Raw genomic sequence first — 25,898 nt, forward strand, 5'->3', positions numbered from 1 at the left:
CCGACGCCGCCTTCCAGGCCGGCCCGGAGCGGCCCGCCCCGACGATCCGGCACGCGCTGGCCGCCGGCCCCGACGCGGCGGGCGGCGCACTGGCCCGGACCGGTCTGGGCACCGGATCGGTGGGCCACTTCGTGGCCGCGCGGCGGGGTCCGATCTACGTCGTGGTGGGCCTGCTCGGCGGGGTCTGGCTGGCCTGGTGGAACCACCCGACGGTGTCCTCGGTGCTGCTGATCGTGGTGGTGGTCGTGGCCGTCGTGGCGATCCTGGAGGTGGTCGCGGCGGCTGGGACCGGCGAGCCGGCCGAGGTCGATCGGTGAGTTTCCGGGCGCCGTCACAGGGATCCGTGGCGCGGCTGCGCAGCCGGGTCGAGGACATGCCGGTGATGGCGTTCGTGGGCCGATTGACCACCCGGTTCCTGGTGGTCAACAGCGTCGAGGCCGCCACCACGCTGGCGGCGAAGGTGTTCCTCGCCGGCGTCCCGGCGCTGTTCGTGTTCGCCGCATTCGCACCCGAGGCACTGCGCGAGGAGTTGGTCGACTCGCTGCGGGCCGTCCTCGGCCTGCCGGCCGGCTCCCTGGACGAGGTCTCCCGGGTGCACGACGCGGGCTCGCATCTGCGTCAGCAAACCGGGGCGGCCAGTGCGGTGTTCACTCTCTTGATGGCGGCCCAGGTGGCCCGGTCGCTGCAACGGCTGTGCCGGCGCGCGTGGTTCGTGCGCGCGGTCGGCTTCAGTCCGCGGCTGATCGGGCGCTGGGTGTTGTGTTTGTCGGTGTGGCTGATCGTGCTGTTGCTCCAGTCGCAGTTGCACTCCGGGTTCGGCGCCGGGGCCTGGCTCGGCGTGGTCGTCCTGTTCGTGGCCTGGGTGCTGGTCTGGTGGTGGACTCAGCACCTGTTCCTGGAGGGCCGGATCGGCTGGTGGCCGCTGCTGCCCAGCGCGCTGCTGACCGCGCTGGGCACGGTCGGCGTGCAGTACGGCTCACATCTGGTGATGCCCAGGGCGGTGGCCCGCAGTGTGGCCGAGTTCGGCCCGTTCGGGCTGATGCTGACCCTGATGTCGTGGCTGGTCGCGGCCTCCGCGGTGGTGGTCTTCGCGATCACCATCGGTGCGTTCGTGGCCGAGGAGGAGCCGCTGCGCAGCCTGCTGGGTGCGCCCGAACCGCCGCGGCACATCGACCCGCGTCAGGTCTGACCGGAGGTCTGTCCGGCGCGCCGGAACTCCGACGGCGACTGCTGGACCCGGCGGGAGAACAGCCGGGCGAAGTAGGCCGGATCGTCGTAGCCGACGTTGCGGGCCACCTCGTGGATGGACTGGTCGGTGGCCAGGAGCAGGCGCTTGGCCCGGGACAACCGGGTGCGCACGATGTACTCCTTGGGCGTGGTCCCGGTCGCGCGTTGCATCTCGCCGCGCAGGCCCGCCTCGTCCAGGCCCAGCCGCCGGGCATGCTCGCCGACGGTGAGCGGCTCGGTGGCGTGCTCGTCGAAGTAGCGGACCACGCGTGAGCCGTCCTCGTCGACCCGGATCGTCTTCAGGTCGATGATCAACTGGTGCACGATCGCGGAGGTGACCACCTCGCGGTTGGGCGCGCCCGGCTCCACCGCGGTCAGCAGCCGATCGAAGCCCTGGCGCAGCGGCCGCACCCCGCCCAGCGACATCACCGGCTCGGCCCGGTCCAGGAAGCCCAGGTCCTCGTACGCCGCGGCGGTCGGTCCCTCGAACAGCACCCAGTGCTCACGCCACCCGGTGGGGTCGGGGCTGTATGCGTGGTACTCGCCGGGGAAGAGCAGGAAGGCCGCGGGCGCCTGGACCGGGATCCGCGGCGCGTGCCGGTTGCCCGAGCGGAACCAGCCCGACCCGCCGGTGATCAGGGTGAGTTGGTAGCAGCCCAGCACCCGGCCCTCGAATTGCATCGCGGTGACCTGCTGCCAGCCCACGCCCAGACACACCAGGCCGAGTCGCTGGTGTTCCCTGGCGGGTGTGAGGTAGCGCGCGAAGATCATGGTGCGCCGATCGTACGGCGGCGGGCGGCGGCGAAGGGGTTGATCACGCCTTCACCCCACCCGCCACCAGATCGGTGCGCCAGAACCGCTGGAGCGACCAGAACGCGGCGACCAGCGGAATCACCGACACCAGTGCGCCGACCACGACCAGGTTGGCGTGCGGTTGAGTGAGGTCGCTGTTCCACGCGTTCAGGCCCAGCGTGACCGGCCACAGGTGCTGGTTGTTGAGCGTGATCAGCGGCAGGAAGAAGTTGTTCCAGACCGCGACGAGTTGGAACAGGAAGATGGTCACCAGCGCGGGCGACATGATCCGCAGCCCGATGGTGTAGAAGATCCGGAGCTCGCTCGCGCCGTCGAGGCGGGCGGCTTCGATCAGTTCGTCCGGCACCGACGCCTCGGCGTAGGTCTTGGCCAAAAAGACGCCGAACGGGCTCACTGCCGCCGGCAGCAGCACCGCCCAGATCGTGTCGACCAGGTGCACCTTGGAGAGCATCAGGTAGATCGGCAGCGCGAGCATCGGGGTCGGGATCAGCACCGCGCCCAGGATCACCGAGAAGATCGCGCCCCGGCCGCGGAACTTGTACTTGGCCAGCGCGTAGCCGGCCATCGCGGCCAGGAAGGTGGCCACCACGCCGCCGCCGACCGCGTACAGCACCGAGTTGAACACCCAGCGCAGGAAGATGCCGCCGTCCTCGGCGAAGAGTTGGCGCAGGTTGGCGCCCAGGTTCCAGTCGGCGAACCAGAAGCCGTTGCCGCGGAACAGGTCGCTGGAGGACTTGGTCGAGGAGACCAGCAGCCACCACACCGGCATCAGGAAGTAGGTCGCCACCAGGAACAGGAACGAGGTGGTCAGCACCTGCGAACGCATCGGCGTGGTGCGGCCCTTGCCCACTTTCGCGGTGGGCAGCGGCGCCCGATCGCGGACCGGGCTCGCGGGCGGGGTGGTCAGCGTCGTCACAGCGAGGACCTGCCGTTCGTGAGCCGGGCGGAGAGCTTGAGGACCGCGAAGGACAACACGCACGTGCCCAGGGCGAGCAACACCGAGACCGCGGCGCCCTGGCCGTAGTCGTTGTTCTCGACCGCCTTGTGGTACGCGGACATGATCGGGGTGTAGTCCGCGTCCAGGGACGAGGTCAGCGGTCGCAACACACGCGGTTCGGTGTACAGCTGGAGCGTGCCGATCACCGAGAACACCGTGGTGAGCGCGATCGCCGGGGCCACCAGCGGCACCTTGATCCGCCACGCGGTGCGCCACGGACCGCATCCGTCCAACTCGGCCGCCTCGTACAGCTCTTGCGGGATCGCCTGGAGCGCGGAGTAGATGACCAGCATGTTGTAGCCGGTCCAGGTCCAGGTGACCACGTTCGCGATCGACCACAACACCGCGTCCTCGCCGAGGAAGTCGGACGGCAGGCCGACCGCGTCGAGCATGCTCACCACCGGGCTGGAGCGCGGCATGTACAGGAAGGCCCACAAGATGGTGGCGACCACGCCGGGGATCGCGTAGGGCAGGAAGTAGGCGGTTCGGAAAAAGCCCTTGAGCCGGGCCGATTTCGCGTCCAGGAGCAGGGCGAGCACCAGCGCGAGGCCGAGCATCACCGGCACCTGGACCACGCCGAACAGCAGCACTCGGCCCACGCCGTGCCACAGCGCGTCGTCGTGCAGCGCCTTGGTGTAGTTCTCGAATCCCGCGTACACCCGCTTCGGCGGGGTCAGCCCCAGGCCGGAGCGCTGCACCTTGTGCAGGCTCTCGACGATCGCGTAGCCGACGGGGACCGCGTACATCGCGGCGAACAGCACGCCGAATGGCGCGAGGAACATCAGGGGTGCGGACCGCCGGCGCTTGCGCCGCGGGATCGGTGCGCTCAAGGGCGGCCTCCCGGTGGATGGAACGGGTGGAGTGGAGCGAAGTGGAACGGGGCCGACGGCGGCGTGCCCGCCGTCGCGCGCGAGGTGACGCGCGGACGGCGGGACACGTACGGACTGGCTGTGGCGTCGGGGTGGTGACGGCGGGTCAGCCCGCGGCGGCCTTCAGGCCCTTGTCCTGGATGGCCTTGATCGTGGTGCCCTGAACGCCGGTCAGCGCGTCGGCGAGCTTGCCGTTGCCGGCACCGGCCTTGCCGATCCGGTCGGTCAGGTCGGCGGAGACCTGGGTCATCGTGGGACCCCACTGCCAGCCGGCCGGGGCCTGCGCGGCGGACTCCTTGAAGATGTCGTAGATCTTCGTGTTGCCGAAGTACGCGGACGGCTGCTGCATCGCGTCCAGACTCGCGCCGGACGTGGCGGCCGGGTAGATGCCCGCGTCCTTGACCAGCGTGGTCAGGCTCGCGGTGTCGCTGCTCATCCAGTCCGCGAAGGCGACCGCGGCCTTGGTGTTCTTGCAGCCCTTGAGCACGGCCGTGCCGGAGCCGCCGATGTTGCCGGTGGCCTTGCCGTTCGCGTCCCACTGCGGCATCGGCGCGACCGCCCACTTGCCCGCCGCGTCCTTGGCGTTCTCCTCCAGCAGCGCGGTGAACCACACCGGGCCGACGTAGCTGGCCACACTGCCGTCGCCGAACCGCTTGTACCAGTCGGGGGTGAAGGTCGGGTCGGCGGAGACGACCTTCTTGTCCAACAACTGCTGCCAGTACTGGGTGACCTTCTGCGTGCCGGGCTCGGTGAGCGAGACCTTCCAGGTGTCGCCCTCGGGCTTGAACCAGCTGCCGCCGTTCTGCCAGGCCATGCCCGCGTACCACCACGGGTCGTTGCCGCCGAAGGCCGAGTAGGCCACCGCCGGGTCGGCCGTGTGCACCTTGTCGGCCTGCTGCGCGAACTCGTCCCAGGTCTTGGGCGGGGTCAGGCCGTTCTTGGCGAACACGTCGGTGCGGTAGAACATCGCCACCGGGCCGGTGTCCACCGGGATCCCGTAGGCCTTGCCCGCGACACTCATCTGCGACCAGGCGCCGGCCGAGTACTTGGACTTGACCCCCGCGGCCTCCTTGTCCACGTCCTGGAGCGCGCCCTCGACCAGGAAGCTGGGCAGCGTCTCGTAGCCCATCTGCGCCAGGCACGGCGCGTTGTTCGCCTTCACCGCGGCGAGCATCTTGGCGTAGCCGCCCTTGGAGCCCGGCTCGACCTTGTTGTAGTTGACGTGGATGTCGGGGTGCGCGGCGTTGAACGCGGTCACGGCCTTCTCATAGGCCGGGTTCCAGCCCCAGAAGTCGAGCTGGGTGGTGCCGCCGCCCTGGCTTCCGGGCGCCTTGTCGCCCTGTGCCGCCTTGTCGGTCTTGTCGCCGGAGTCCGAGTCGGAGCCGCACGCGGTGAGCGCGGTCAGGGCCGCGATCGTGACCGCGACGGCGGCGTGGCGGGCCGTCTGGCGGCCTCGGCGCGACGAGCGCGAAGCGCGGTTGCTACCCCACATGAGGTGGCCGTCCCTTCGGGAAATGGGCAGGGCTCGATGGAGCCCGGCGCGTATTCGGAAGCAGTGGAGGCTGTCTGGCCGCCGATCATGTGCCCTGCCCGACAAGGCGTCAACGGGTTGCCGCCGGACTCGTGCTTTTGTCGAGGTGATCCGCAAGAAAAGTCCAAGCGCGCGGTCACCGGATGGCAAGGTGCGGGAACCAGAGAGTATCCATCCAGGTGAGAGCCTCGTGACGACGGGTCGATGGATATACAAAAGTCCACGACGCCACTCAGAAGAGTGCATGTTCGGGTCGCGCGCCTCGTGCACGATGATCCGGACCCACCGCACGGATCTGCCCGAGGAGCGTCTTGACCACCCCCAGCCTCGTCCCGAGTCGAGACGGCTTCACCCTCGACGGCAGGCCGTTTCGGATGCTCTCCGGTGCCCTGCACTACTTCCGTGTTCACCCCGAGCAGTGGGACGACCGGCTCGCCCGGCTGCGCGGCATGGGCCTGAACACGGTCGAGACCTACGTCGCCTGGAACGTGCACGAGCCCACCCCCGGGCACTTCGACTTCACCGGCGGCAAAGACCTGGTCGCGTTCCTGCGCGCGGCCGAGCGGCACGGCCTCGCGGCGATCGTCCGGCCCGGTCCCTACATTTGCGCCGAGTGGGAGTTCGGCGGCCTGCCCGCTTGGCTGCTCAAGGACCCGGGGATGCGGTTGCGCTGCGCCCATCCGCCCTACCTGGCCGCCGTGGACCGCTACCTCGACGCGGTGATGCCGCTGCTGGAGCCGCTGCTCGCGGAGAACGGCGGGCCGGTGATCGCGCTCCAGGTGGAGAACGAGTACGGCAGCTACGGCAACGACGTCGCCTATCTGCGGCACCTGGTCGAGGGGCTGCGCCGGCGCGGCGCGAGCGGGCTGCTGTTCACCTCCGACGGGCCCACCGAGCCGATGCTCCAGGGCGGGACCGTGGCCGGGGTGTTGCCGACGGTGAACTTCGGCTCGCGCGCGGACGAGGCGTTCGCGATGTTGCGCCGCTGGTCGCCGAACGGGCCGCCGGTGTGCATGGAGTTCTGGAACGGCTGGTTCGACCACTGGCGCGATCCGCACCACGTGCGGGACGCGGCGGACGCGGCGGGCGTCCTGGACGACATGCTCGCGGCCGGCGGATCGATCAACCTGTACATGGCGCACGGCGGCACCAACTTCGGGCTGATGAACGGCGCCAACGAGCACGAGGGCGTCTATCAGCCGACGGTGACCAGCTACGACTACGACGCGGCGATCGGCGAGGCGGGCGAACTCACCGAGAAGTATTGGGCCTTCCGCGAGGTGATCGGGCGCTATGCGCCGCTGCCGGCCGAACCGCCGCCGACGCTGCCGGCGCGGATCAAGCTCGGCGAGGTCGCACTGCCCTCGGCGGCGGCGCTGCTCGCACACGTCGAGGACCTGTCCGCGCCGGTGTACTCGCCCGGCACGCTCACCATGGAGGAGCTCGACCAGGCGTACGGCTTCGTGCTGTACCGCACCTGGGTCAGCGGCCCGCGCGAGGCGGCGCCGCTGCACGTGGACGGGCTGGCCGACCGGGCGCAGGTGTTCCTGGACGGGGTGCCGGTGGCGGTACTGGAGCGGAGCGAGGGCGGTTCGGCCTCGTGCGAGCTGGCCATTCCAGCGGGCGGTGCGCGGCTGGATCTGCTGGTGGAGAACTGCGGCCGAATCAACTACGGGCCCGGGTTGACCGACCGCAAGGGCATCACCAGGGGTGTCCGGCTGGAACGGCAGAGCCTGTTCGGCTGGCAGATGTACCCGCTGCCGCTGGACATGCCGGGCGGGCCGGTGTTGCCGGACGCCGCCGGTCCGATTCCGGCGGATGTACCGGTGCTGCGCTCGGGCACCTTCGAGGTGGGGACGGTCGGGGACACGTTCGTCCGGCTGGACGGGTGGACGAAGGGTCTGGTCTGGATCAACGGCTTCCTGCTCGGTCGCTACTGGTCGGTGGGGCCGCAGCGCACGCTGTACGTCCCGGCTCCGGTGCTGCGGGCGGGGGCGAACACGGTGACCGTGCTGGAGCTGCATGGGCCCGGCGGGGCGCAGGTCTCGTTCGTGGACACGCCCGATCTCGGCGAACCCGCGGCGGCGCCGATCTCGTAGGGGCCGGTCCCCAGGCATCGGACGGGCCGGGATGGTCGGCTCGGCGGGCGGCATTGTCGAGCCGACCGCCGCCGGACGGACCGAGATGCTCGGCTCGACATGCTCTGCGGCGGTGCATGCCGGACAGGTTGTTCGTTCAGTCCACGTCCGGTTCGCTGACGCCGCCTCGGCGGGCCAGGTGGATGAACAGACGGGCCGAGCGTTCCCGGGCGTCCTCTCGGCAGACCAGCATGATGCCGCGGCGCAGCGGCGGGTCGAGTGAGCGGACCGAGGCCGAGTTGCCGAAGACCTCCTCGGCGACGTCCCGGTACCACAGGAGCGAGCCCTCGCCGTTGAGTACGCCCGCGACCCAGTTGACCCGGTCGTTGTGCTCGTAGCGGGCGATCGGCCGCACGCCCATCTCGGCGAACATCGCCTCGAATTGGGAGCGCCGTTCGCTGCCGCGTGCCGGCAGCACCATCGGCAGGCCGTCCAACGTGCTCCACGGCACCGGGTCGGGCAGCCGGGTGTTCGGCGGCGAGACGAGCACCACCTCCGCCTCGGCGAGCCGGTAGGTGCGCAGGTCGCCGGGCCCCGGCCCATCGGCCACGCCGATCGCGGCGGCGCCCGCCCGTACCGCGCCCAGCACCCCCTCGCGCCCGTCGTACCGCGTCACCTCGATCGGCGCCTCGGGGTGCTCCGCGGTGAACGCCGACACCAGTCGGGCGACATGGCCGATCGCGAGGGTGGAAGTGGTGGCCACGGTCAGGGTCGGCTCGGACTCCGGGCCGGCCGCCCGGCCGATGTCCTCGATGGCGGTGACGGTGTCGAGCACGGTACGGGCGAGCCGGACCACTCGGGAGCCCTCGGCGGTCAGTCCCACCGTCCGACCCTCGCGCACGAACAGTTCGGCGCCCAGCTCGTGTTCGAGTGCCTTGAGCGCCCTGGACAGCGCGGACTGGGCGACGTAGAGGGCTTCCGCTGCCGCGGTCATGGTGCCGAAGTTCGCGACGGCGACGAGGTAGCGCAGCTGCTGGAGGGTCACGCGCCGCACCATAACGGTCACGCCACCCACACCGGCAGGGTATGAAAGCGGGCAATTCGCTTGCGAGGCACGGCCGTTGTGTCGGTTGGGCTGAAACACCAGGGCATCGGTGTATGCCGTACGGGCAAGGTTCGGGGCGGCCCGCCCCGGACCGGAGCCGGCCCGCAGGGCCGATCAGGCCGTGTGGCGACTGGGCGGACCGGGGCCCGAGGGGCATTCGCCGGAGCGTTCGCGAGCCGCGCGCGGCGGTCTTTGCGTCGTTGACACCTCGATATCCGAAACCGACGATACGGCCGAGTGATTCGACTGCGGCCGGTACTTCGATCGCGTACCGCTCTCGGCCGCAGGATACGTCCCGACATCGGCATCGATGCGGCGATTCACCGTCCCCGGAAACGAACTCGCGCGCCCATTCCCACCGCACCGTCCTTCCGCCGCACGGTTTCCCGGATGGAGGCACTCCCCCATGACGTCGAAGTCCCCGCGTCGCGATCAGGTCCTCGCAGTGAGCCCCTTGGGGCGTCCCAACGCCCGACTCGTGATCGCCGCGCATCGGGCCGGCGCGCTCGGGGTGCTCGACCTCGGCCGGGAGCGCGACCCGGCGCTCGACGCGCTGGCCGAGGCGTCCGCGGTCCCGTCCTTCGGTGTTCGAGTGCCGGTGGGTTGTCCGCTGGGCCCGCGCGAGTTGCCCGAAGGGGTGGACGTGGTGGTCCTGGCGCCGGACGCACCGTGGTCGCTCGCGGCCGCCGGCATCGGACGGCGGGTCCTGGTCGAGGTCACGTGTGCCGAAGGGGCCCACGCGGCGGTGGCCGCCGGGGCGGCAGGGGTGATCGCGCGCGGCGCCGAGAGCGGCGGGCGATGCGGCGAGTTGACCACGTTCGTACTGCTCCAGCAGTTACTCGCGGACGATCGGATCTCGGTTCCGGTGTGGGCGGCCGGGGGGATCGGTCCGCACACCGCCGCCGCGGCGGTGGCGGGCGGTGCCGCCGGAGTGCTGCTGGACACCCAGCTGGCCCTGGTGGCGGAGAGCACGCTGCCCGCCGACGTCGCGGCGGCTGTGCGCGCGATGGACGGCAGCGAGACGGTCGTGCTCCGCGGCCATCGCGTCTACCGGCGTCCGGACCTGCCGATCGCGCGGCTGGCCGAGCAGGCCGCCGACCTCGGCGCGGCACTGGGTGCGGGCGGGCTGCACCGCGAGTTGTTGCCGGTCGGCCAGGACGGCGCGTCGGCCGCCCGGCTCGCGGATCGGTACGGCACGGCCGGTCGGGTGCTGCGCGCGGTCCGCGAGGCGATCGTGGACCACGTGGCCGCGGCCGCCCGGCACGGAGTGGGTCCGCGGCCGGTACAGGGGCCGATGACGCGGGTGAGCGACCGGGCCGCGTTCGCGCATGCGGTGGCCCGAGCGGGCGGGCTGCCCTTTCTGGCGTTGTCCCTGCTGCGCGGGCCGCAAGCGGGCGCACTGCTCGCCGAGACGGCCGAGCTGCTCGGCGACCTGCCGTGGGGTGCGGGCCTGCTCGGCTTCGTGCCGCCGGAGCTGCGCGAGGAGCAGCTCGCCGCCGTTCTCGCCGCCCGCCCGCCGTACGCGCTGATCGCGGGCGGTCGGCCGGATGGGGCAGCGCCGTTGGAGGCCGCCGGGATCCGAACGTATCTGCATGTGCCCTCCCCCGGATTGTTGACGCAGTTCCTGCGCGAGGGCGCCCGGCGATTCGTCTTCGAGGGCACCGAATGCGGTGGGCATGTCGGGCCGCGCGCCAGCTTCCCGCTGTGGGAGGCGCAGTTGCACGAGTTGCTCTCGTTCGCCGAACGGCACGGCGGTGCGGCCGAGTTGGACCTGCTGTTCGCGGGCGGCATCCACGACGCGCGCTCGGCGGCGATGGTGGCCGCCGCGGCGGCGCCACTGGTCGAGCGCGGGGCCTCGGTCGGCGTACTGATGGGCACCGCGTACTTGTTCACCCGCGAGGCGGTGGACAGCGGCGCGATCGTGCCCGGTTTCCAGGCCGCGGCGGTCGAGTGCGCGGCGACCGCGCTGGTGCAGACCGCACCCGGGCATGCGACCCGCTGTGCGGGCACGCCGTTCGTGGCCGCGTTCGAGGCCGCCCGGCGCGATCTGGAGGCACGCGGTGTGCCGTCCCGGCAGGTCTGGGCCGAGTTGGAGCAGCTCAATCTGGGGCGGTTGCGGATCGCCGGCAAGGGGCTGCGGCGCGAGGCGGGCGCGTTGGTCGCGGTGGACGAGGACACGCAGCGCCGGGAGGGGATGTTCATGCTGGGCCAGGCCGCGGTGTTGCGGTCCGCGCCGACCGATGTCGCCACGCTGCACCGCGAGGTCACCACCGGGTCGGCCCAGTGGCTGGCCCGCCGGGTACGCGAGTTGGGCGGGCCGGTCCGACCCGCCGCACCTCGGCCGCAGGACGTCGCGATCGTGGGCATGGCTTGTGTGCTGCCGGGCGCACCGGACCTGGCGAGTTACTGGCGCAACATCCTGGCCGGCGTCGACGCGGTGACCGAGGTGCCGCGCGAGCGCTGGGACGTGGAACGCTACTTCGCGGCCGACGCCGAACCCGGCGCGACCGCACGCGGGTCGGTCCGCGGCGCCGCCCCCGGAGCGGTCCCGCCCGGGCGGACCCCGTCCAAGTGGGGCGGGTTCGTGCCCGCGATCGGGTTCGACGCGACCGGATACGGGATCCCGCCCGCCTCGCTGGCCGCCATCGAACCGGCCCAACTGCTCGCGCTGCACGTGGCGTCGGGGGCACTGGCGGACGCCGGCTACGGACCGGGACGGGCCTTCGCCCGCGAGCGCACCTCGGTGATCTTCGGCGCCGAGGCGGGTACCGACCTGGCCGGTGCGTACGGCTTCCGCGCGTTGTTCCCGGGTTACTACGGCGCGCTGCCCGCCGACCTGGACAGCCAACTTCCCTCTCCCACCGAGGACTCCTTTCCCGGTGTGTTGGCCAACGTGATCGCCGGCCGGATCGCCAACCGGCTCGACCTGGGTGGCGTCAACTACACCGTGGACGCCGCCTGCGCGGCCTCGTTGGCCGCGCTGGACCTGGCCTGCAAGGAGCTGAACACCGGATCCAGCGACCTGGTGTTGTGCGGTGGGGTGGACACCCACAACGGGATCAACGACTTCCTGATGTTCTCCTCGGTACGCGCCCTGTCGCCGACCGGACGCTGTGCGACGTTCGACGCGGACGCGGACGGAATCGCACTGGGCGAGGGCGCGGTGTGCGTGCTGCTCAAGCGGCTCGCGGACGCCGAGCGCGACGGGGATCGGGTGTACGCGGTGGTCAAGGGCGTCGGCGGGTCCAGCGACGGCCGCTCGCTCGGGTTGACCGCGCCGCGTCCCGAGGGCCAGCGACGGGCGCTGGAGCGCGCGTATCGCGCGGCGGGCGTCTCCCCGGCGCAAGTCGGCCTGGTCGAGGCGCACGGCACCGGCACCGTGGTCGGCGACCGGGCCGAACTCGACACCCTCACCGCAGTGTTCACCGAGCACGGCGCGACCCCCGGCGACTGCACGGTCGGCTCGGTGAAGTCCCAGATCGGGCATACCAAGTGTGCGGCGGGCCTGGCCGGTCTGGCCAAGGCCGCACTCGCGGTGCACTTCGGGGTCCGCCCGCCGACCCTGCACCTGCGCCGGCCGCCGGATTCGGGCCCGTTCGTGTTCGACGACCGGGCCCGCCCATGGCCCGCGCCGATCACCGAACGTATCGCGGGGGTGAGCGCATTCGGCTTCGGTGGGACCAACTTCCATGCGGTGCTGGCCGGTTCGGAGCTGTCCGGCGCGGTCGAGCCGGGTGGAGCGGACGCCGCGTGGCCGGCCGAGCTGTTCTGCTTCCGCGGCGCCGATCGCGATGCTGCGCGGGCGGCGCTGGACCGGCTCGCCGCGCGGCTGGACGCGGGCGAGGACCTGCCGCTGCGTGGGCTGGCCGCGCTCGCCGATGGCGATTCCGGTGCGGGTCGCGCTGCGGGTGCCGGTGTCGAAGTCCCGGTACGGATCGCCTTTGTCGCGGTTGATCACGCCGATCTGCGGGTCAAGCTGACGCTGGCCCGGGCGGGGGCGGTCGACCCCGCCGGCGAGATTTTCCACCGGGAGGAGGCAGGCGCCGGGTCCGGTGCCGAGTCGAGTGCCGGGGCAGGCGCCGGGTCGAGTGTCGAGGCGGGCGCCGACGCAGGCGCCGGGTTGGATGTCGGGGCAAGTGGGCAGGTGGCGTTCCTGTATCCCGGACAGGGCAGTCAGCGGCCCGGGATGCTCGCCGATCTGTTCGCCCGCTTCCCCGAACTGTGCGACGGACTGCGGGACATCGACCCGGAGTGCGTACGGGCCATGTTCCCGCCCGCCGCGTTCGGCGCCGAAACCCGGGCCCAGCAGTCGGCTCGGATCACCGACACCCGCCGTGCGCAGCCCGCGCTCGGGGTGGCGGCGGTCGCGCTGACCCGGCTGCTGGACCGATTCGGGGTGTGGCCGGACCAGGTCGCCGGGCACAGCTACGGCGAGTTGGCCGCGCTGTGGTCGGCGGGCGTGTTGTCCACCCGGGATCTGGGCCGACTGGGCGAGGTGCGCGCAGCGGCCGTGCTGGCCGCCGCGGGTGCGGAGCCCGGCGCGATGGCGGCCGTCCAGGCCGGCGCGGACCGGGTGGCCGAGGTGCTGGCCGGAATCGACGGCGTCGTGCTCGCCAATCGCAACACGCCGACCCAGACCGTCGTGTCCGGCCCGGAGGCGGCCCTGACGGCGGCGATCGCCGCGCTGGAAGGGGCCGGGCTGTCCGCGCGTCGACTGCCCGTGGCGTGCGCGTTCCACAGCCCCGTGGTCGCGGCGGCGGCCGACACCCTCACGGCCGCCGTCGCGGACCTGGACGTGCGAGCGCCCAGGATCCCGGTGTGGTCCAACGGCACCGCGGCGCGCTACCCGGACACACCCGCCGAAGTCCGCGCGTTGATCGCCCGTCAGGTGGCCGAGCCGGTGCGTTTCGCCGAGCAGATCGAGGCGATGTACGCGGCGGGCGTGCGGATCTTCGTCGAGGCCGGGCCGGGTCGAGCGCTGACCGGCATGGTCCGGGCGATCCTGGGCGAGCGACCGCACACCGCGGTGGCCTGCGACGTACCCGGCGAGGACGGCCTGCGTCGCCTGCTCACCGCGCTCGCCGAACTCGCGGTCGCCGGCGTGCCGGTGCGGGTCGCGGGAGGTCTGGCCGGCCGGGTACGGCCGATGGACGTCGCGCCCGGCGCCCGCCCGGCCTGGACCGTGGACGGCCACCTGGTGCGCACCGCCGACGGTCGGCCGGTGCCGGGTGGGCTGCGGCCGGCGACCCCGGTGGCTCAACTGCCCGCCGGACCGGCAGTCGGCCCGGGTGTGCCGGCCGGGTCCGCGCGGGACGCGGTGCTGCTCGAATACCTGGCCGGCGCACGGGCCGCGGTCGCCGCCCAGCGCGAGGTGTTGCTCGGCTACCTGGGCGTCCCGGGCGGAGTGCCCGAGGCGCCGCCCGCCGCTCCCGGGCAGGTGCCCTCCGCCGCGCCTGTTCCCGTGCCCGTCGCGGCGGCCGTCCCGGTCGAGCAGCCGGGTGGACCGCTCACCCGTGAGCACGTGCTGGCCGTGGTCCTCGACATCGTGGGCACCCGGACCGGCTACCCCCAGGACATGCTCGATCCGGCGCTGGACCTGGAAGCGGATCTGTCCGTCGATTCGATCAAACGCACCGAGATCATCGGCGAACTGGCCCTGCGGCTGCGGCTGCCCGGCGCGGTGGGTGCGGCGGGCACGGGCGGTGCGGCGGGTGCCGCCGACGAGGCGGTGATCGAGCGGCTGGCCAAGGTCAAGACGATCGACGCGATCGTGGCCGGCGTGCTGGCGGTCGGGAACGGGCCCGAGGCGGACGCGGAATCGCAATCGGGGTCGGGCGGACAGGCCGTGCCGGTGCCGCCGATCGAGCCCGCCGAACCGGCCCTGCCCGTCACCGACCGGCCCACCCGGCACCTGGTCGAGTGTGTGCCGATCGAGGAGCCACCGCCCGCGAGCGAGGCGGACCCGCCCGCCGGCGAGGCGCTGCGCGGTCGCCGGGTGGTCCTGGTCGAGGACGGCGGCGGGATCGCCTGGGCGCTGGCCGACCTGCTCGCGGCGCTCGGCGTCGTGGTCGAGGCGCACACTCGGGATCGGGCCGAGCCGGCGGACGGTCGGCCGGACCCGGCGTGGTCGGAGGTCGACACGCTGGTGCACCTGGGCGCGCTCGCCGACGGGCCGGACCCGATCCTCCCGGACGCCTTCGCGCTGCTGCGGGCCGCGCTGGTGGGCGGCGTACGGCAGGTGTTCCTCGGTACGGCCGGCGGCGGCCACTTCGGCCGGGAACAGGCCGCCGCCGGCCCCGATCCGGTGCCGGGCGCGGGACTGGCCGGGTTCGCCCGGTCCGCCGCGCTGGAGTATCCGGACCGGGTGCTGCGGGTGCTGGACCTGGATCCCAAGGAGGAACCGGCCCTGATCGCCCGTCGACTCCTGGCCGAACTGGGCCGCACTCCGGGCCGACCCGAGCCCGGTGCGCCGGTGCTGCTCGGTCTGTCGGGCGAGCGTCGGCTGACCCTGCGCACCCGGCCGGCGCCGCTTCCGGAACTGGCGCCCGCCGACCGGGACGCCCTGCTGCGCGAGCGGCTCGGGCCGGACGCGGTGGTGCTGCTGACCGGCGGGGCGCGCGGAATCACCGCTCGGGCGGCCGTCGGCCTGGCCCGGGCCACCGGGTGCCACATCGAGGTGCTCGGTCGCACCGGCGACGACGGCGCCCCGGAGCCCGCCGCGCTCGCCGACGCGGCGGACGCCCCCGCGCTGCGAGCCGCGTTGATCGCGACCGGGGTGCGCGAGCCGGCCCGGATCGAGGCCGAGCTGACCCGGATACTGAACCGCCGGCTGGTTCGCGCGAGCCTCGCCGAGGTGGCCGAACACGCGGCCTCGGTGCGCCTGCACGTCGCCGACGTCACCGACGCCGACGCCGTCCGCGCAATCCTGACCGGGATCGCCGAGCGGCACGGCCGGCTCGACGGGATCGTGCACGGCGCCGGCGTGCTGGCCGATCGGCTGCTCGTGGACAAGACCGCGCAGTCCTGCCGGCAGGTGTTCGCCACGAAGGTGGCCGGGGCCCGGGCCCTGGTCACGGCGCTGCGCACGCTGCGGCCCACGTTGGCGCCGCCGGCGTTCCTGGCGATGTTCGGCAGCGTCGCGGGGGTGTACGGCAACCGGGGTCAGACCGACTACGCGGCCGCCAACGACGCGTTGGCCACCCTCGCGCGGCACTGGTCGGCCGAATCGCAGGACACCCTCGCGCCGGTCGCGGAGCGCGTGCTGACCATCGACTGGGGACCGTGGGCGGCGACCGGCGGCGGCATGGTGACGCCCGAGTTGGCCCGCGAATACGCCCGTCGCGGTGTCCCGTTGATCGATCCCGAGCACGGTGTGCAGGCGCTGCTCGGCGAACTGGTCTCGGGCCGGGGCCCGCAGGCCGTGTACGTATGCCTTCCGGCGCACGGGTCGGTGTCCGGATGAGCTCCCGGATCGGCGCGCGCGGCCCGCGGCCCGACGACGCGGCGATCGTCGGGATCGGCGCGATCTTCCCGGGTGCGGCCGATCCGGCCGGCTTCTGGCGGCTGATCGAGTCCGGCGGCGACGCGATCACCGAGGTGCCGCCGAACCGCTGGGACCCGGCGCTCTACTACGCGCCGGGCACCGCCGGCGAGCCCGCCCACAGCGACCGGTTCTACTGCCGACGTGGCGGCTTCGTGGACGACCTGGCCACGTTCGACCCGGTGCGCTTCGGCATCATGCCCGCGGTGGTCGCCGGTGCCGAACCGGACCAACTGCTCGCGCTGCGGGCCGGCGCCGAGGCGATCGCGGACGCGGGCGGCGAGGCCCGACTGCCCGACCGTTCCCGGATCGGCGTGGTCTTCGGCCGCGGCGGCTACATGGGCGTGGCCACCGCCCGACTCGACCAGCGGGTCCGAACCGCACACCAACTGACGAGTCTGCTGGGCGAGTTGGCACCCGAGCTGGATCGCGCCCGATTGGCCGCGATCCGCGCGGCGTTCCACGACTCGCTCGGCCCCGAGCAGCCCGAGGCGTCGATCGGCCTGGTGCCCAGCTTCACCGCGTCCCGGATCGCCAACCGGCTCGACCTGGGCGGCCCCGCCTACACGCTGGACGCGGCCTGCGCGACCTCGCTGCTCGCGCTGGACCAGGCCGCCGCCGAGTTGCGTTCCGGACGCTGCGACGCGGTGCTCGCGGGCGCCGTGCACCACTGCCACATCGCGACGTTGTGGAGCGTGTTCACCCAGTTGCGCGCACTCAGTGCGAGCGAACGGATCCGGCCGTTCGACCGGGCTGCGGACGGCACGCTGATCTCCGAGGGCACCGGCGCGGTGCTGCTCAAGCGGTTCGCCGACGCCGAGCGCGACGGCGACCGGGTGTACGCGGTGGTCCGCGGCGTCGGGGTCTCCAGCGACGGCCGGGCGGCGAGCCTGATGAGTCCGCTGGTCGACGGGCAGGTCCGGGCGCTGGACCAGGCGTGGCGGGCGGCCGGGCTGGATCCGACCGAACCGGGTCTGCTCGGCCTGGTCGAGGCTCACGGGACCGGCACCCCGGTCGGCGACGAGGCGGAACTGACCACGCTGGGCAAGGTCTTCGGGCCGCGCGCCGGCAACCGCCCAGCCGATGTAGCCCTGGGCACGGTCAAGTCCAACATCGGCCACGCAATGCAGGCGTCCGGAATGGCGGGCCTGATCAAGGCCGCCCTCGCGCTGCATCACCGCACGCTCCCGCCGACCCTGCACGTCCGGGACCCGCATCCGGCCTTCGGTGGCACCCGGATGCACCCGCAGGGCCGCGCCGAGGCGTGGCCGGTCAACCCGGCGGGCAGCCGGCTCGCGGCGGTCGACGCGTTCGGCTTCGGCGGGGTCAACGCACACGCGGTGCTCGAACAACCGCCGGTGGGGCGGCCGGTCGCGCTGCCCACCGGGAACGGGCGGGCGGTCACGCGGGACACGCCGACCACCGGCTTCGGGCCGCTCGCGCCGGACACACCGCCCACCCGGGCCGGCCGGCCGCCGGCCCCCGACGTGCTGACCCTGGCCGCCGATTCGGTGCCCGAGCTGGCCCGGCTGCTCGCCGACGTCACCGCCGGGGGCCCGGTGTCGACCGGGCCCGCCGGGCCGTGCCGACTCGCGGTCGCGAATCCGACCCCCAAGCGGCTCGCGCTGGCCGCGCGCGTGGTCGATCGCGGCGTGGCGTGGCGGGGCCGGGCCGAGATCTGGTTCACCCCGCGTCCGCTGCTGGGCCTGTACGCGCCGAATCCGGGCCGGGTCGCGTTCCTGTTTCCCGGTCTGGAGCCGGAGGTGTCACCGCGCCTGGACGACCTGGCCGACACGTGCGGCCGGCCTCGGCCTGAGCTGACCGGCGCCGAGGATCTGGTCGGCCGGGCCGTGGACGCGCTGACCGCGGGCCGCTTCCTGGCGGCCGAGTTGGAACGGGCGGGCCTGATCCCGGATCTACTGGCCGGGCACAGCATGGGCGAGTGGACCGCGATGGTGGTGGCCGGGATGTACCCGCGCGCGGCGGTGGACGGCTTCCTCGCCTCGTTGCGGCCGGACTCGCTGGCCGTGCCGGACCTGGTCTATGCGGCGGTGGGCTGCGGAGCGGCGGTCGCCGAGCGGTTCGTGGGCACCACCGGTCCCGTGGTCGTCTCGCACGACAACTGCCCGAATCAGAGCGTGCTGTGCGGCCCGGGCGAGGCGATCGCCGAAGTGCTGGGCCGGTTGCGGCGTGAGGGCGTCGTGGGCGGCGAACTGCCTTTCCGCTCGGGCTTCCACACCCCGATGTGGGCGCCCTACCTCGGGCAGGTGGCCGCCGCGTTCGAGCAACTCCCGCTGCGGGCTCCGCGGGTGCCGGTGTGGTCGGCGACCGGCATCGCGCCGTATCCGGCGGACGCGGCCGCGGTCCGCGAACTGACCGTGCGTCATCTCCTGGAGCCGGTCCGGTTCCGGGAGTCGATCGAGGAGCTGTACGCGGGGGGCGTGCGGGTGTTCGTCCAGCCGGGCGCGGGCAGCCTGGTCGGCTTCGTACACGACACGCTGCGCGGACGCGATGCGCTGGCGGTCGCGGCGCACTCGACACTGCGGCCGGGCCTGGCGGGCTTTCGTCGCGCCACGGCGGCGCTGTGGGTGGAGGGCGCGGCGATCGAACCGGCCCAGCCGGCGGCCACGCCCACGCCCGTTCCCGACCTCGCGCCCACGCGCACGCATGTCCCCGGCCTCCAGGCCGTCCCGGCACCCCCACCCACGCCCGACCTCACGCCCACCCCCGCCCCCACCCCCACGCCTGCCGGTCCGATCGTCCGGCTCGATCTCGGGTCGCCGTTGGTCACCTTGGGGCCGGCCGCCGATCCACTGCGGCTCTCGGGCGCTCCGCGCTCGACCACCGCCGACCATCCGGTGCTCGCCGCCTTCCACGCGGCGCTGGCCGAAGCCGATCGCTCGGTGGCCGAGGTCGCCGAGGTCGCCGAGGTCGCCGAGCCGAGCCGCACCCCGTCGGCGGCCTCCCCGCCGCCGGCCGGTGCCGAGGAGCGCCGCGTGTACCGGTTCTCCCTGGCGGAGCACCCCTACGTACGCGACCACTGCGTCTACGAGCAGCCCGAGTGGTGGCCGGACCCGGCGGACCGGTTCCCGGTATTGCCGATGACCACGCTGATCCGGCTGGCCGGCGAGGAGGCAAGCGCTGCAGACGGGCCGGGGCGGGTGGTCACCGGGTATCGGGACGTACGCTCCCTGCGCTGGCTGCCGGCGGCCCCGCCGAGCGATATCGAGTTGGTCCGCACGCCGGTGGCTCCGGACCGGATCCGGATCGGATTCGGCCACCACATGTCCACCGAGGTGCTGCTCGCGGACGAGCACGCCACCCGACCCGCACCGCCGGCCGACCGTACGCCGCTGACCGGTGAGGGTCCCGCGCCGGTGTGCGCGCAGGACCTGTACCGGGATCGCTGGATGTTCCACGGGCCCGGGTTCGCCGGGATCGACCAGGTGCTGACGGTCGCCGACGACGGCATTCGCGGCATCGTGCGCGCACTGCCCGCACCCGGTGCACCGCTGGACGCGGCCGGACAACTCCTGGGCCACTGGATGCAGCTGCGCCTGCCCACGGATCGCCTGGTGTTCCCGATGTCGGTGGCGGCGATCGACGAGTATGGGCCGCCGCCCGAGCCGGGCGCGCGGCTGCTGACCACCGCGCGGATCCGGGAGGTCCTGCCGACCACCGTGCGCGGCGACGTCGAGCTGGTGGACCTGGACACCGGCGTGGTGCGGATCCGGGTGCACGACTGGGTCTACCGCCGGTTCGCCGCCGACGAGCGGGTGTGGCCGATGAAGTTCACCCCGCACACCACCGGGATCGCCGAGCCGCAGCCCGAGGGTTGGTGTCTGCTGCGGACCCGCTGGCCCGACCCCGCGGCGCAGGATCTGGTGACGCGCCGCTACCTGGACACCGCCGAGCGGGCCGAGTTCGACGCTGCGGCGCCCCGGGAGCGCCGGGGTCGGCTGCTCGCGCGGGTCGCGGTCAAGGACGCGGTTCGGCACCACCTGTGGGCGCGCGGGCACGGTCCGCTGTATCCCGCGCAGGTCCGGATCGGCTGCGACGACACCGGCCGCCCGCTCGCGCACGTGGTCGTCGAGCCGGGCACCCGCGCGCCGGCACCGCCGCACGTGTCCGTCGCGCACAGCCATCGGCTGGGCGTCGCCGCCGCGAGCACGGCACCGATCGGCATCGACATCGCACTCGTCGACCCCGCCACCGATGTCCCTGCCCTCGAACACGACTCGCTGACCGCCGAGGAACGCCGGCTGCTGGACCCGCTCGTGGGCCCTGACCCGCGATCGCGACACCTGTGGGTGCTGCGCTTTCGGTGTGCCAAGGAGGCGGCCGGCCGGGCGGACGACACCGACCCGACGGGCCGGCCGGCACATCGGGTGGTGACCTCGGCTCGGCCCACGGGCCCGCACGACGCCGAGTTGTCCGTGGGCGCGGGCCCGCCCGACGGCGCCGGCCACCTCGTCCGCACTCGGGACGTGGCGGATCCCCACGGCTCGCGCATCGACCGCTACGTGGTCGCGTGGACGAGCGCGCGGCCCGACGAGCACCGGAACGGTTTCCCCACTACCTCACATGGGAGCACCCGATGAGCGCGGACCCGCATGCCGACCGGATCCTGGCCGAAGTCGCCGGGATGCTCGCCGAGATCGTCGGCGAGGAACTGTTGATCGCCGCCGAGATCACCGCCGAGAGCGGCTTCGACGACGATCTGGCGCTGGAGAGCATCGAGTTCGTCGCCCTGGCCGGGCGGCTTCAGGAGCGCTACGGCGACCGGGTCGACTTCATCGCCTTCCTCGCCGACCTGGAGATCGAGGAGATCATGGCGATGACCGTCGGCCGGCTGGTGAACCACATCGCGGTCTGCACTCGCTCCGAGGCTGTCGGCGGTACCCGATGAGCGAGGTGCACGCGAACGGCCTGCGCTTTCACGTCCAGCGGTTGCGGGCACCCGCCGACCGCCCCGCACCGCGCACGCCGGTGGTCTTCCTGCACGGCCTGGTCCTGGACAACCTCTCCAGCTTCTACTACACGCTGGCCGCGCCGATCGCCCGCGCGGGCTCCGAGGTCCTGCTCTACGACCAGCGCGGACACGGCCGCACCGAGCGGCCCCGGACCGGGTACGACCCGGACACCGCGGTCGCCGACCTGGCCGCGCTGCTGAAGGCGTGCGACGTGGCGACCCCGGTACACCTGGTCGGCAACAGCTTCGGTGGCCTGATCGCGCTGCACGCCGCCCGAACCCGGCCCGACCTGGTCGCAAGCCTGGTGCTGATCGAGGGACAGTGCCTGGACCTTCGGGTCGACACCGAACCGTACGCGGGCGGCTGGGTCGAGGAAATGGCCAACACGCTCAACCTGGCCGCGCTGGGCCTGGAGGCGCATCCCGGCCCGGAGCGGCTCCCCACCGGGCCCGCGCGCAAGGCGGCCCGCCTGCGGGCCGGCGCCGACGCACTCCTGAACGGCACCACCCTGATCGAGGACGTCACCCTGCTGCGCGCACCGACCCCGGACGAACTGGCCGACCTGGCCTGCCCGGTCCTGGCGCTCTACGGAGAACTGTCCGAACTCCTGCCACCCGCACAACGGTTGGCCGAGCTGCTGGCGAACTGCACCCTCACCGTGCTGCCCGGCGTCGCGCACACCGTGCTGCGCGAGGCCACCGCGCCGGTGCTGGGCGCACTGCTCGACTGGCTGGCGCGGCACGAGTCGGCCGGCGTGCGGGCCGGGGCGGACCGATGAGATTCATGTTCGTGGTCCCGCCGTTCACCGGGCACGTCAACCCCACCGTCGCGGTCGCCGCCGCGCTCGTCGAGCGCGGGCACGAGGTGGTGTGGTGCGGGCCGCCCGAGATCCTGGAGTTGCTCCCGCTCGGTGCCCGGCTGTTCGCCACCGGGGACGCGCCGGATCCCACCGGCGGCTACGCCGCACTGCACGCCGACTGGCAACGGCTGCGCGGGGTGGCCGCGCTGCGTTTCCTGGTCGAGGAGACGCTGGTCCCGCTCGCGCACGCGATGTTGCCCGGCGTCACGGCGGCCGTGGCCGGCTACCGCCCGGACGTGCTCGTGGCCGACCAGCAGACCTTCGCAGGCGCGTTCGCCGCGGTTCGGGCCGGCGTGCCGTGGGCGACTTCGGCGACCACCTCGGCCGAGTTCACCCGGCCGCTGCTGGGTTTTCCGAAGGTCGCCGACTGGGTGCGGGCCCGGATCGCCGAGGCCGCAGTCGCGGCCGGCGTACCCGCCGACTGCGATCCGCGCTTCTCCGCACGACTCGTGCTGGTCTTCTCCACCCCGGAGTTGGTCGGTCTGACCGAGCCGGTCCCGGCCCACCACTGCTATGTGGGCCCCGCGTTCGGTCCCAGACCGGCGGTGGTGGACTTCCCGTGGGACCGGCTCGACCCGCGCCGACGCCGGGTCCTGGTCACGCTCGGCACCCTCAACCGCGAGGCCGGCGACCGGTTCTATCCGGCCATGGTGGCCGCCACCCGACCGCTCGCCGACCGGGTCCAGCTGATCCTGGCCGCGCCCGAACGGCTGGCCGGCGCACCCGCCGAGCACGTGCTGGTGCGCGAGTTCGTCCCGCAACTCGCGCTGCTCCCGTACCTGGACGCGGTGGTCACGCACGGCGGGCACAACACCGTGTGCGAGGCGCTCGCGTTCGGCCTGCCGCTGGTGCTCGCGCCGATCCGTGACGATCAGCCGATCGTGGCCCGCCAGGTGGTGGCCGCGGGTGCCGGGGTACGAGTGCGCTTCGGCCGTGCGCATGTGCCCGAACTGCGCGCGGCCGTCACCGACGCACTGGATCGTCCCGAACTGCGCGCGGGCGCCCACCGAGTGCGCGCCTCGTTCGCCGCGTCCGGCGGCGCCGGCGCCGCCGCCGACCGTCTGGAGAAGCTGTGCTGAACCCCATCGCCGGCCCGTTCCCGTGGCTCGCCCTGCTGATCGGCCTCGGCCTGGTGGGCGGCACCCGTACGCTGCGCCGCCGGCTGCGCGCACTGCCCTCGTTGGCCGGCCCATCCACCGACGAACCGCCGCTCGACGCCTGGACCTGTGTGACCGCGATCGGGGTCCGCCCGAACGAGTCCACCATCCGCGCCGCGGTCGCCCACGCCGAGCAGCACCGACTGTTACTGCTCGACCTGGTCCCCGGCGATTTGCCCGCCGATGAACTGCTCACCCTGCTCCACCGGTTGGACCCGGACCGGATCCGCCGCGACCCGCTCGCACGCGGCCGAGGCGCGGGTCACGCCCTGCTCGTGCACGAGGACGTCTTGCGCCGCGCCGCCGTCCCGGCCGCCGAACTGACCGACCTCGACTCGCCCGATCTGATCCGACTCATCGCCCGGCTAAGGCCGTTCGCCGCGCATGCCACCGGGCACGCGGTCGCGCCGGAGCTGCCCGCGACGCGGCCCGATCCCACGCTGCGCAAACGCCGACTGCGGGCGATGGGCGTGCCGGTGTGGCCCACCCTGATCGGCAACCTGGGTGAGGCCGCCGCCTACACCGGAGCGTGCGTGACCACCCCGTTCTGGGGCGCACTGGCCTTCCTGGCCATGTGGGTCCAGCCGTACGCGGTGGTCGTCGGCCGCTCGCCGGTGCGCCCGCGCGACCTGGGTCGGGCCACCGGGCTTCGGCCGATCCTGGCCGGATGGCGCTGGCTGCGCGCGGTGTCCGGTCCCCGCCCGGCCCGTGCCGCCGAGCCGGTCATGGATCCGGCGGCACTGCGCCCGGAGTACGCGCGCAGCGTCGCGAACGGCCTGGACACGTTCTTCGAGGACCGCCGGAAGACCTGCCCGTGGTGCGGCTCGTCCCGGCTCGTGGTGCGCAGCCGGATCGGCGACCACCTCCAGGGCAAACCGGGCCGGTTCACCCTGGAGCGCTGCCGGGACTGCGCACACGTGTTCCAGAACCCCCGCCTGTCGCTCGCCGGGCTGGAGTACTACTACCGCGACTTCTACGACGGCCTCGGAGGTCCGGGCGCCGAGGCGCTGTTCGGCACCATGTCGCGCACCTACCGGGGCCGCGCCGAACTGCTGCGCCGACACCTGCCGGCGGACGCCGCCCCGCGCGCCTGGCTGGACGTGGGCACCGGACACGCACACATGTGCGTGGTGGCCCGAACGGTGCTGCCGGACACCGTCTTCGACGGCCTCGACATGGGCGACGGAGTCGAGGAGGCCGAGCGGCGCGGCTGGATCCGGACCGCGTATCGCGGCCAGTTCCCGGATCTGGCCGACGACCTGGCCGGCGGCTACGACGTGGTCGGCATGCACCACTACCTGGAGCACACCCGCGATCCGTTCGCCGAACTGGACGCCGCCGCCAAGGTCCTGGTCCCGGGCGGCCGGCTGCTGATCGAACTGCCCGACCCGCAGTGCTGGTACGGCCGGCTGCTGCGCGGCCTGTGGCTCCCGCTGTTCCAGCCCCAGCACCAACATCTGATGCCCTGGCGCAACCTGGAGGTCGCGCTCAACGCCCGCGGGTTCACCGTCGTGGCGCGCGAGCACGGTCGGGCGCACCAGGGCAACGACTTCACCGGGGCGGTGTCCCAGGCCCTCACCGCCCTCGGGCCGAACCCGGCCATGCCGTGGGTCGCCGGCGGCCCGACCCCGCTGCGCCGGGTCCGCCGTGTCGCGCTGGTCACCCTGTCCGTTCCGTGCTTCGTGGTGACCGTACTGCTCGACGCGGTCGGCACCCTGCTCGCGCGCGTCGCCGGCGAGCGCGGCGGCAGCAACGCCTACCGTCTCCTCGCCCGAAAGGACCCGGGATGACCCGCCCGCGGAGCGGCCCACCGCCCACCCCGTCCGCCGCGGCGGCGTTGCCCACCGTGCGCGGCGCGGCGCCCGTACTGCGCCTGGTGCCGTTCGCATTCGCCCAGGCCTTCGGCCGACCACCGGCCGGGGTCTGGTCCGCGCCGTACGTGCTGCGCCTGTCCGGCTCGCGGGCCGGGCCGGGCGCCGCCGTGGCGCTGTCCTGGCGGGTGGTGGTCGCCGCCGCGCCGCGCGCCGACGGCGTGCTCCGGGTGGGCTCGATCGATCGGCCGGACGAGGGCGCCGAGTTCGACCCGGCGGGCGACATCGGTCCGGTCCCGGACTGGGTCCGTCCGGTGCTTGCGGGCACCACCGGCGCGGGCGGGCTGGATCTGCTGGTGCACACCGACCTGCCGGACAGCACCGGTCTGTCCGCGTCGGTCCCGCTGTCCTGCACGGCCGCGCTGATCGAGGCGGCGTTTTACGATGCGGCGGCGGATGATGGTCGCCGGGCCCGGATCCGGCTCACCGATCCGCTACTGGGCACGGTCGCGCTGTATGCCCGGCCCGGCCACGTCATGCTGATCGAGGACGCCGCCGGCGAGCCGACCCACGTGCCGTTCGACCCGGATCGACTCGGCCTGCGGGTCGTGTTGGCGGTGCCCCGATGGGCCGACGGCGACGCCGGATCCGCCGAACCGGTCGACCATCCGGCCGCCGGCCGACCCGAGCGGCCGTCCCCGCCGGCGCGCAACGCACTGGCCGCGGGCGCGATCGAGGCCCGGCCGCTGGGTGCGGGCGGGTCCACGATCGCGGTGGTGCCGGGTGCCGCTCTGGCAGGCGTGCGCCGGGCACTGGTGGACACCTACACGCGCGCCGGCGAACCGGCACCGCGCGTACTCAGTGCCTCGGTCGCATCCCCCTGCACCCGGGTGGCGTAGGACGGACCCGACGGATCCTCATCGGAGGTCGAACTCGCG

Annotated in this window: 14 protein-coding genes and 1 pseudogene; 10 read left to right on the plus strand and 5 right to left on the minus strand. The window is 73.4% G+C overall.

The window, feature by feature from the left end; genetic code table 11:
• A pseudogene (locus ABZS54_RS22555) lies at positions 1-317 on the plus strand (hypothetical protein); the annotation flags it as partial.
• Entirely contained in the window at positions 314-1,189 is an 876-nt protein-coding gene (locus tag ABZS54_RS22560) for a ribonuclease BN (protein ID WP_355538809.1), read from the plus strand. The pseudogene ABZS54_RS22555 and the gene ABZS54_RS22560, both read left to right, overlap by 4 nt.
• Here the strand turns inward: ABZS54_RS22560 and ABZS54_RS22565 are convergent.
• The 4 genes from ABZS54_RS22565 to ABZS54_RS22580 all read right to left on the minus strand — a co-directional run bounded on the left by ABZS54_RS22565 (position 1,180) and on the right by ABZS54_RS22580 (position 5,398).
• Positions 1,180-1,998 carry an AraC family transcriptional regulator gene (locus ABZS54_RS22565; protein ID WP_355538812.1) on the minus strand — a complete coding sequence of 273 codons (819 nt, stop codon included), beginning with the start codon at positions 1,996-1,998 and terminating at the stop codon, positions 1,180-1,182. The genes ABZS54_RS22560 and ABZS54_RS22565 overlap by 10 nt on opposite strands.
• A gap of 43 nt (positions 1,999-2,041) precedes the next feature.
• The gene (locus ABZS54_RS22570; RefSeq protein ID WP_355538815.1) at positions 2,042-2,956 is read right to left on the minus strand and encodes a carbohydrate ABC transporter permease; all 915 of its coding nucleotides are present in this window, start codon (positions 2,954-2,956) and stop codon (positions 2,042-2,044) included.
• On the minus strand, positions 2,953-3,867 hold the full coding sequence (locus ABZS54_RS22575) for a sugar ABC transporter permease (protein WP_355538818.1): 915 nt from the start codon (positions 3,865-3,867) through the stop codon (positions 2,953-2,955). The genes ABZS54_RS22570 and ABZS54_RS22575 overlap by 4 nt, the downstream gene beginning before the upstream one ends.
• A 145-nt stretch (positions 3,868-4,012) precedes the next feature.
• Positions 4,013-5,398 carry a sugar ABC transporter substrate-binding protein gene (locus tag ABZS54_RS22580; protein WP_355538821.1) on the minus strand — a complete coding sequence of 462 codons (1,386 nt, stop codon included), beginning with the start codon at positions 5,396-5,398 and terminating at the stop codon, positions 4,013-4,015.
• Positions 5,399-5,748: 350 nt separating this feature from the next.
• Between ABZS54_RS22580 and ABZS54_RS22585 the strand changes: the two genes are divergently transcribed.
• Entirely contained in the window at positions 5,749-7,536 is a 1,788-nt protein-coding gene (locus ABZS54_RS22585; RefSeq protein WP_355538824.1) for a glycoside hydrolase family 35 protein, read from the plus strand.
• 136 nt (positions 7,537-7,672) lie between these two features.
• Here the strand turns inward: ABZS54_RS22585 and ABZS54_RS22590 are convergent, their stop codons facing one another.
• Positions 7,673-8,560: a LysR family transcriptional regulator gene (locus ABZS54_RS22590; protein ID WP_355538827.1), complete on the minus strand. Its 888-nt coding sequence runs from the start codon at positions 8,558-8,560 to the stop codon at positions 7,673-7,675.
• Positions 8,561-9,026: 466 nt separating this feature from the next.
• Between ABZS54_RS22590 and ABZS54_RS22595 the strand changes: the two genes are divergently transcribed.
• Genes ABZS54_RS22595 through ABZS54_RS22625 form a run of 7 tightly spaced genes read left to right on the plus strand, consistent with a single transcriptional unit; the run spans position 9,027 to position 25,859 of the window.
• Positions 9,027-16,082: an SDR family NAD(P)-dependent oxidoreductase gene (locus ABZS54_RS22595; RefSeq protein WP_355538830.1), complete on the plus strand. Its 7,056-nt coding sequence runs from the start codon at positions 9,027-9,029 to the stop codon at positions 16,080-16,082.
• Positions 16,079-20,761 (plus strand): beta-ketoacyl synthase N-terminal-like domain-containing protein, encoded by a 4,683-nt coding sequence (locus tag ABZS54_RS22600; RefSeq protein ID WP_355538833.1) that lies wholly within the window; start codon positions 16,079-16,081, stop codon positions 20,759-20,761. The genes ABZS54_RS22595 and ABZS54_RS22600 overlap by 4 nt, the downstream gene beginning before the upstream one ends.
• Positions 20,758-21,069: a phosphopantetheine-binding protein gene (locus ABZS54_RS22605; RefSeq protein WP_355538836.1), complete on the plus strand. Its 312-nt coding sequence runs from the start codon at positions 20,758-20,760 to the stop codon at positions 21,067-21,069. Before ABZS54_RS22600 ends, ABZS54_RS22605 begins: the two co-directional genes overlap by 4 nt.
• On the plus strand, positions 21,066-21,911 hold the full coding sequence (locus ABZS54_RS22610; protein ID WP_355538839.1) for an alpha/beta hydrolase: 846 nt from the start codon (positions 21,066-21,068) through the stop codon (positions 21,909-21,911). The genes ABZS54_RS22605 and ABZS54_RS22610 overlap by 4 nt, the downstream gene beginning before the upstream one ends.
• Positions 21,908-23,071 (plus strand): nucleotide disphospho-sugar-binding domain-containing protein, encoded by a 1,164-nt coding sequence (locus ABZS54_RS22615; protein ID WP_355538842.1) that lies wholly within the window; start codon positions 21,908-21,910, stop codon positions 23,069-23,071. The genes ABZS54_RS22610 and ABZS54_RS22615 overlap by 4 nt, the downstream gene beginning before the upstream one ends.
• Entirely contained in the window at positions 23,065-24,939 is a 1,875-nt protein-coding gene (locus ABZS54_RS22620; RefSeq protein ID WP_355538845.1) for a class I SAM-dependent methyltransferase, read from the plus strand. The genes ABZS54_RS22615 and ABZS54_RS22620 overlap by 7 nt, the downstream gene beginning before the upstream one ends.
• Positions 24,936-25,859, plus strand: a complete 924-nt coding sequence (locus ABZS54_RS22625) for a hypothetical protein (RefSeq protein ID WP_355538848.1) — start codon at positions 24,936-24,938, stop codon at positions 25,857-25,859. Before ABZS54_RS22620 ends, ABZS54_RS22625 begins: the two co-directional genes overlap by 4 nt.
• Positions 25,860-25,898: the final 39 nt, after the last annotated feature.

Source organism: Embleya sp. NPDC005575, assembly GCF_040605455.1.
In the GTDB taxonomy this organism is placed as follows: domain Bacteria; phylum Actinomycetota; class Actinomycetes; order Streptomycetales; family Streptomycetaceae; genus Embleya.

What these genes read in the sequence shown, in the direction of transcription:
- ABZS54_RS22605 (WP_355538836.1), top strand. Translation starts at nt 20,758, where the DNA reads ATGAGCGCGGACCCGCATGCCGACCGGATCCTGGCCGAAGTCGCCGGG.
- ABZS54_RS22625 (WP_355538848.1), top strand. Translation starts at nt 24,936, where the DNA reads ATGACCCGCCCGCGGAGCGGCCCACCGCCCACCCCGTCCGCCGCGGCG.
- ABZS54_RS22595 (WP_355538830.1), top strand. Translation starts at nt 9,027, where the DNA reads ATGACGTCGAAGTCCCCGCGTCGCGATCAGGTCCTCGCAGTGAGCCCC.
- ABZS54_RS22580 (WP_355538821.1), bottom strand. Translation starts at nt 5,398, where the DNA reads ATGTGGGGTAGCAACCGCGCTTCGCGCTCGTCGCGCCGAGGCCGCCAG.
- ABZS54_RS22565 (WP_355538812.1), bottom strand. Translation starts at nt 1,998, where the DNA reads ATGATCTTCGCGCGCTACCTCACACCCGCCAGGGAACACCAGCGACTC.
- ABZS54_RS22600 (WP_355538833.1), top strand. Translation starts at nt 16,079, where the DNA reads ATGAGCTCCCGGATCGGCGCGCGCGGCCCGCGGCCCGACGACGCGGCG.
- ABZS54_RS22615 (WP_355538842.1), top strand. Translation starts at nt 21,908, where the DNA reads ATGAGATTCATGTTCGTGGTCCCGCCGTTCACCGGGCACGTCAACCCC.
- ABZS54_RS22610 (WP_355538839.1), top strand. Translation starts at nt 21,066, where the DNA reads ATGAGCGAGGTGCACGCGAACGGCCTGCGCTTTCACGTCCAGCGGTTG.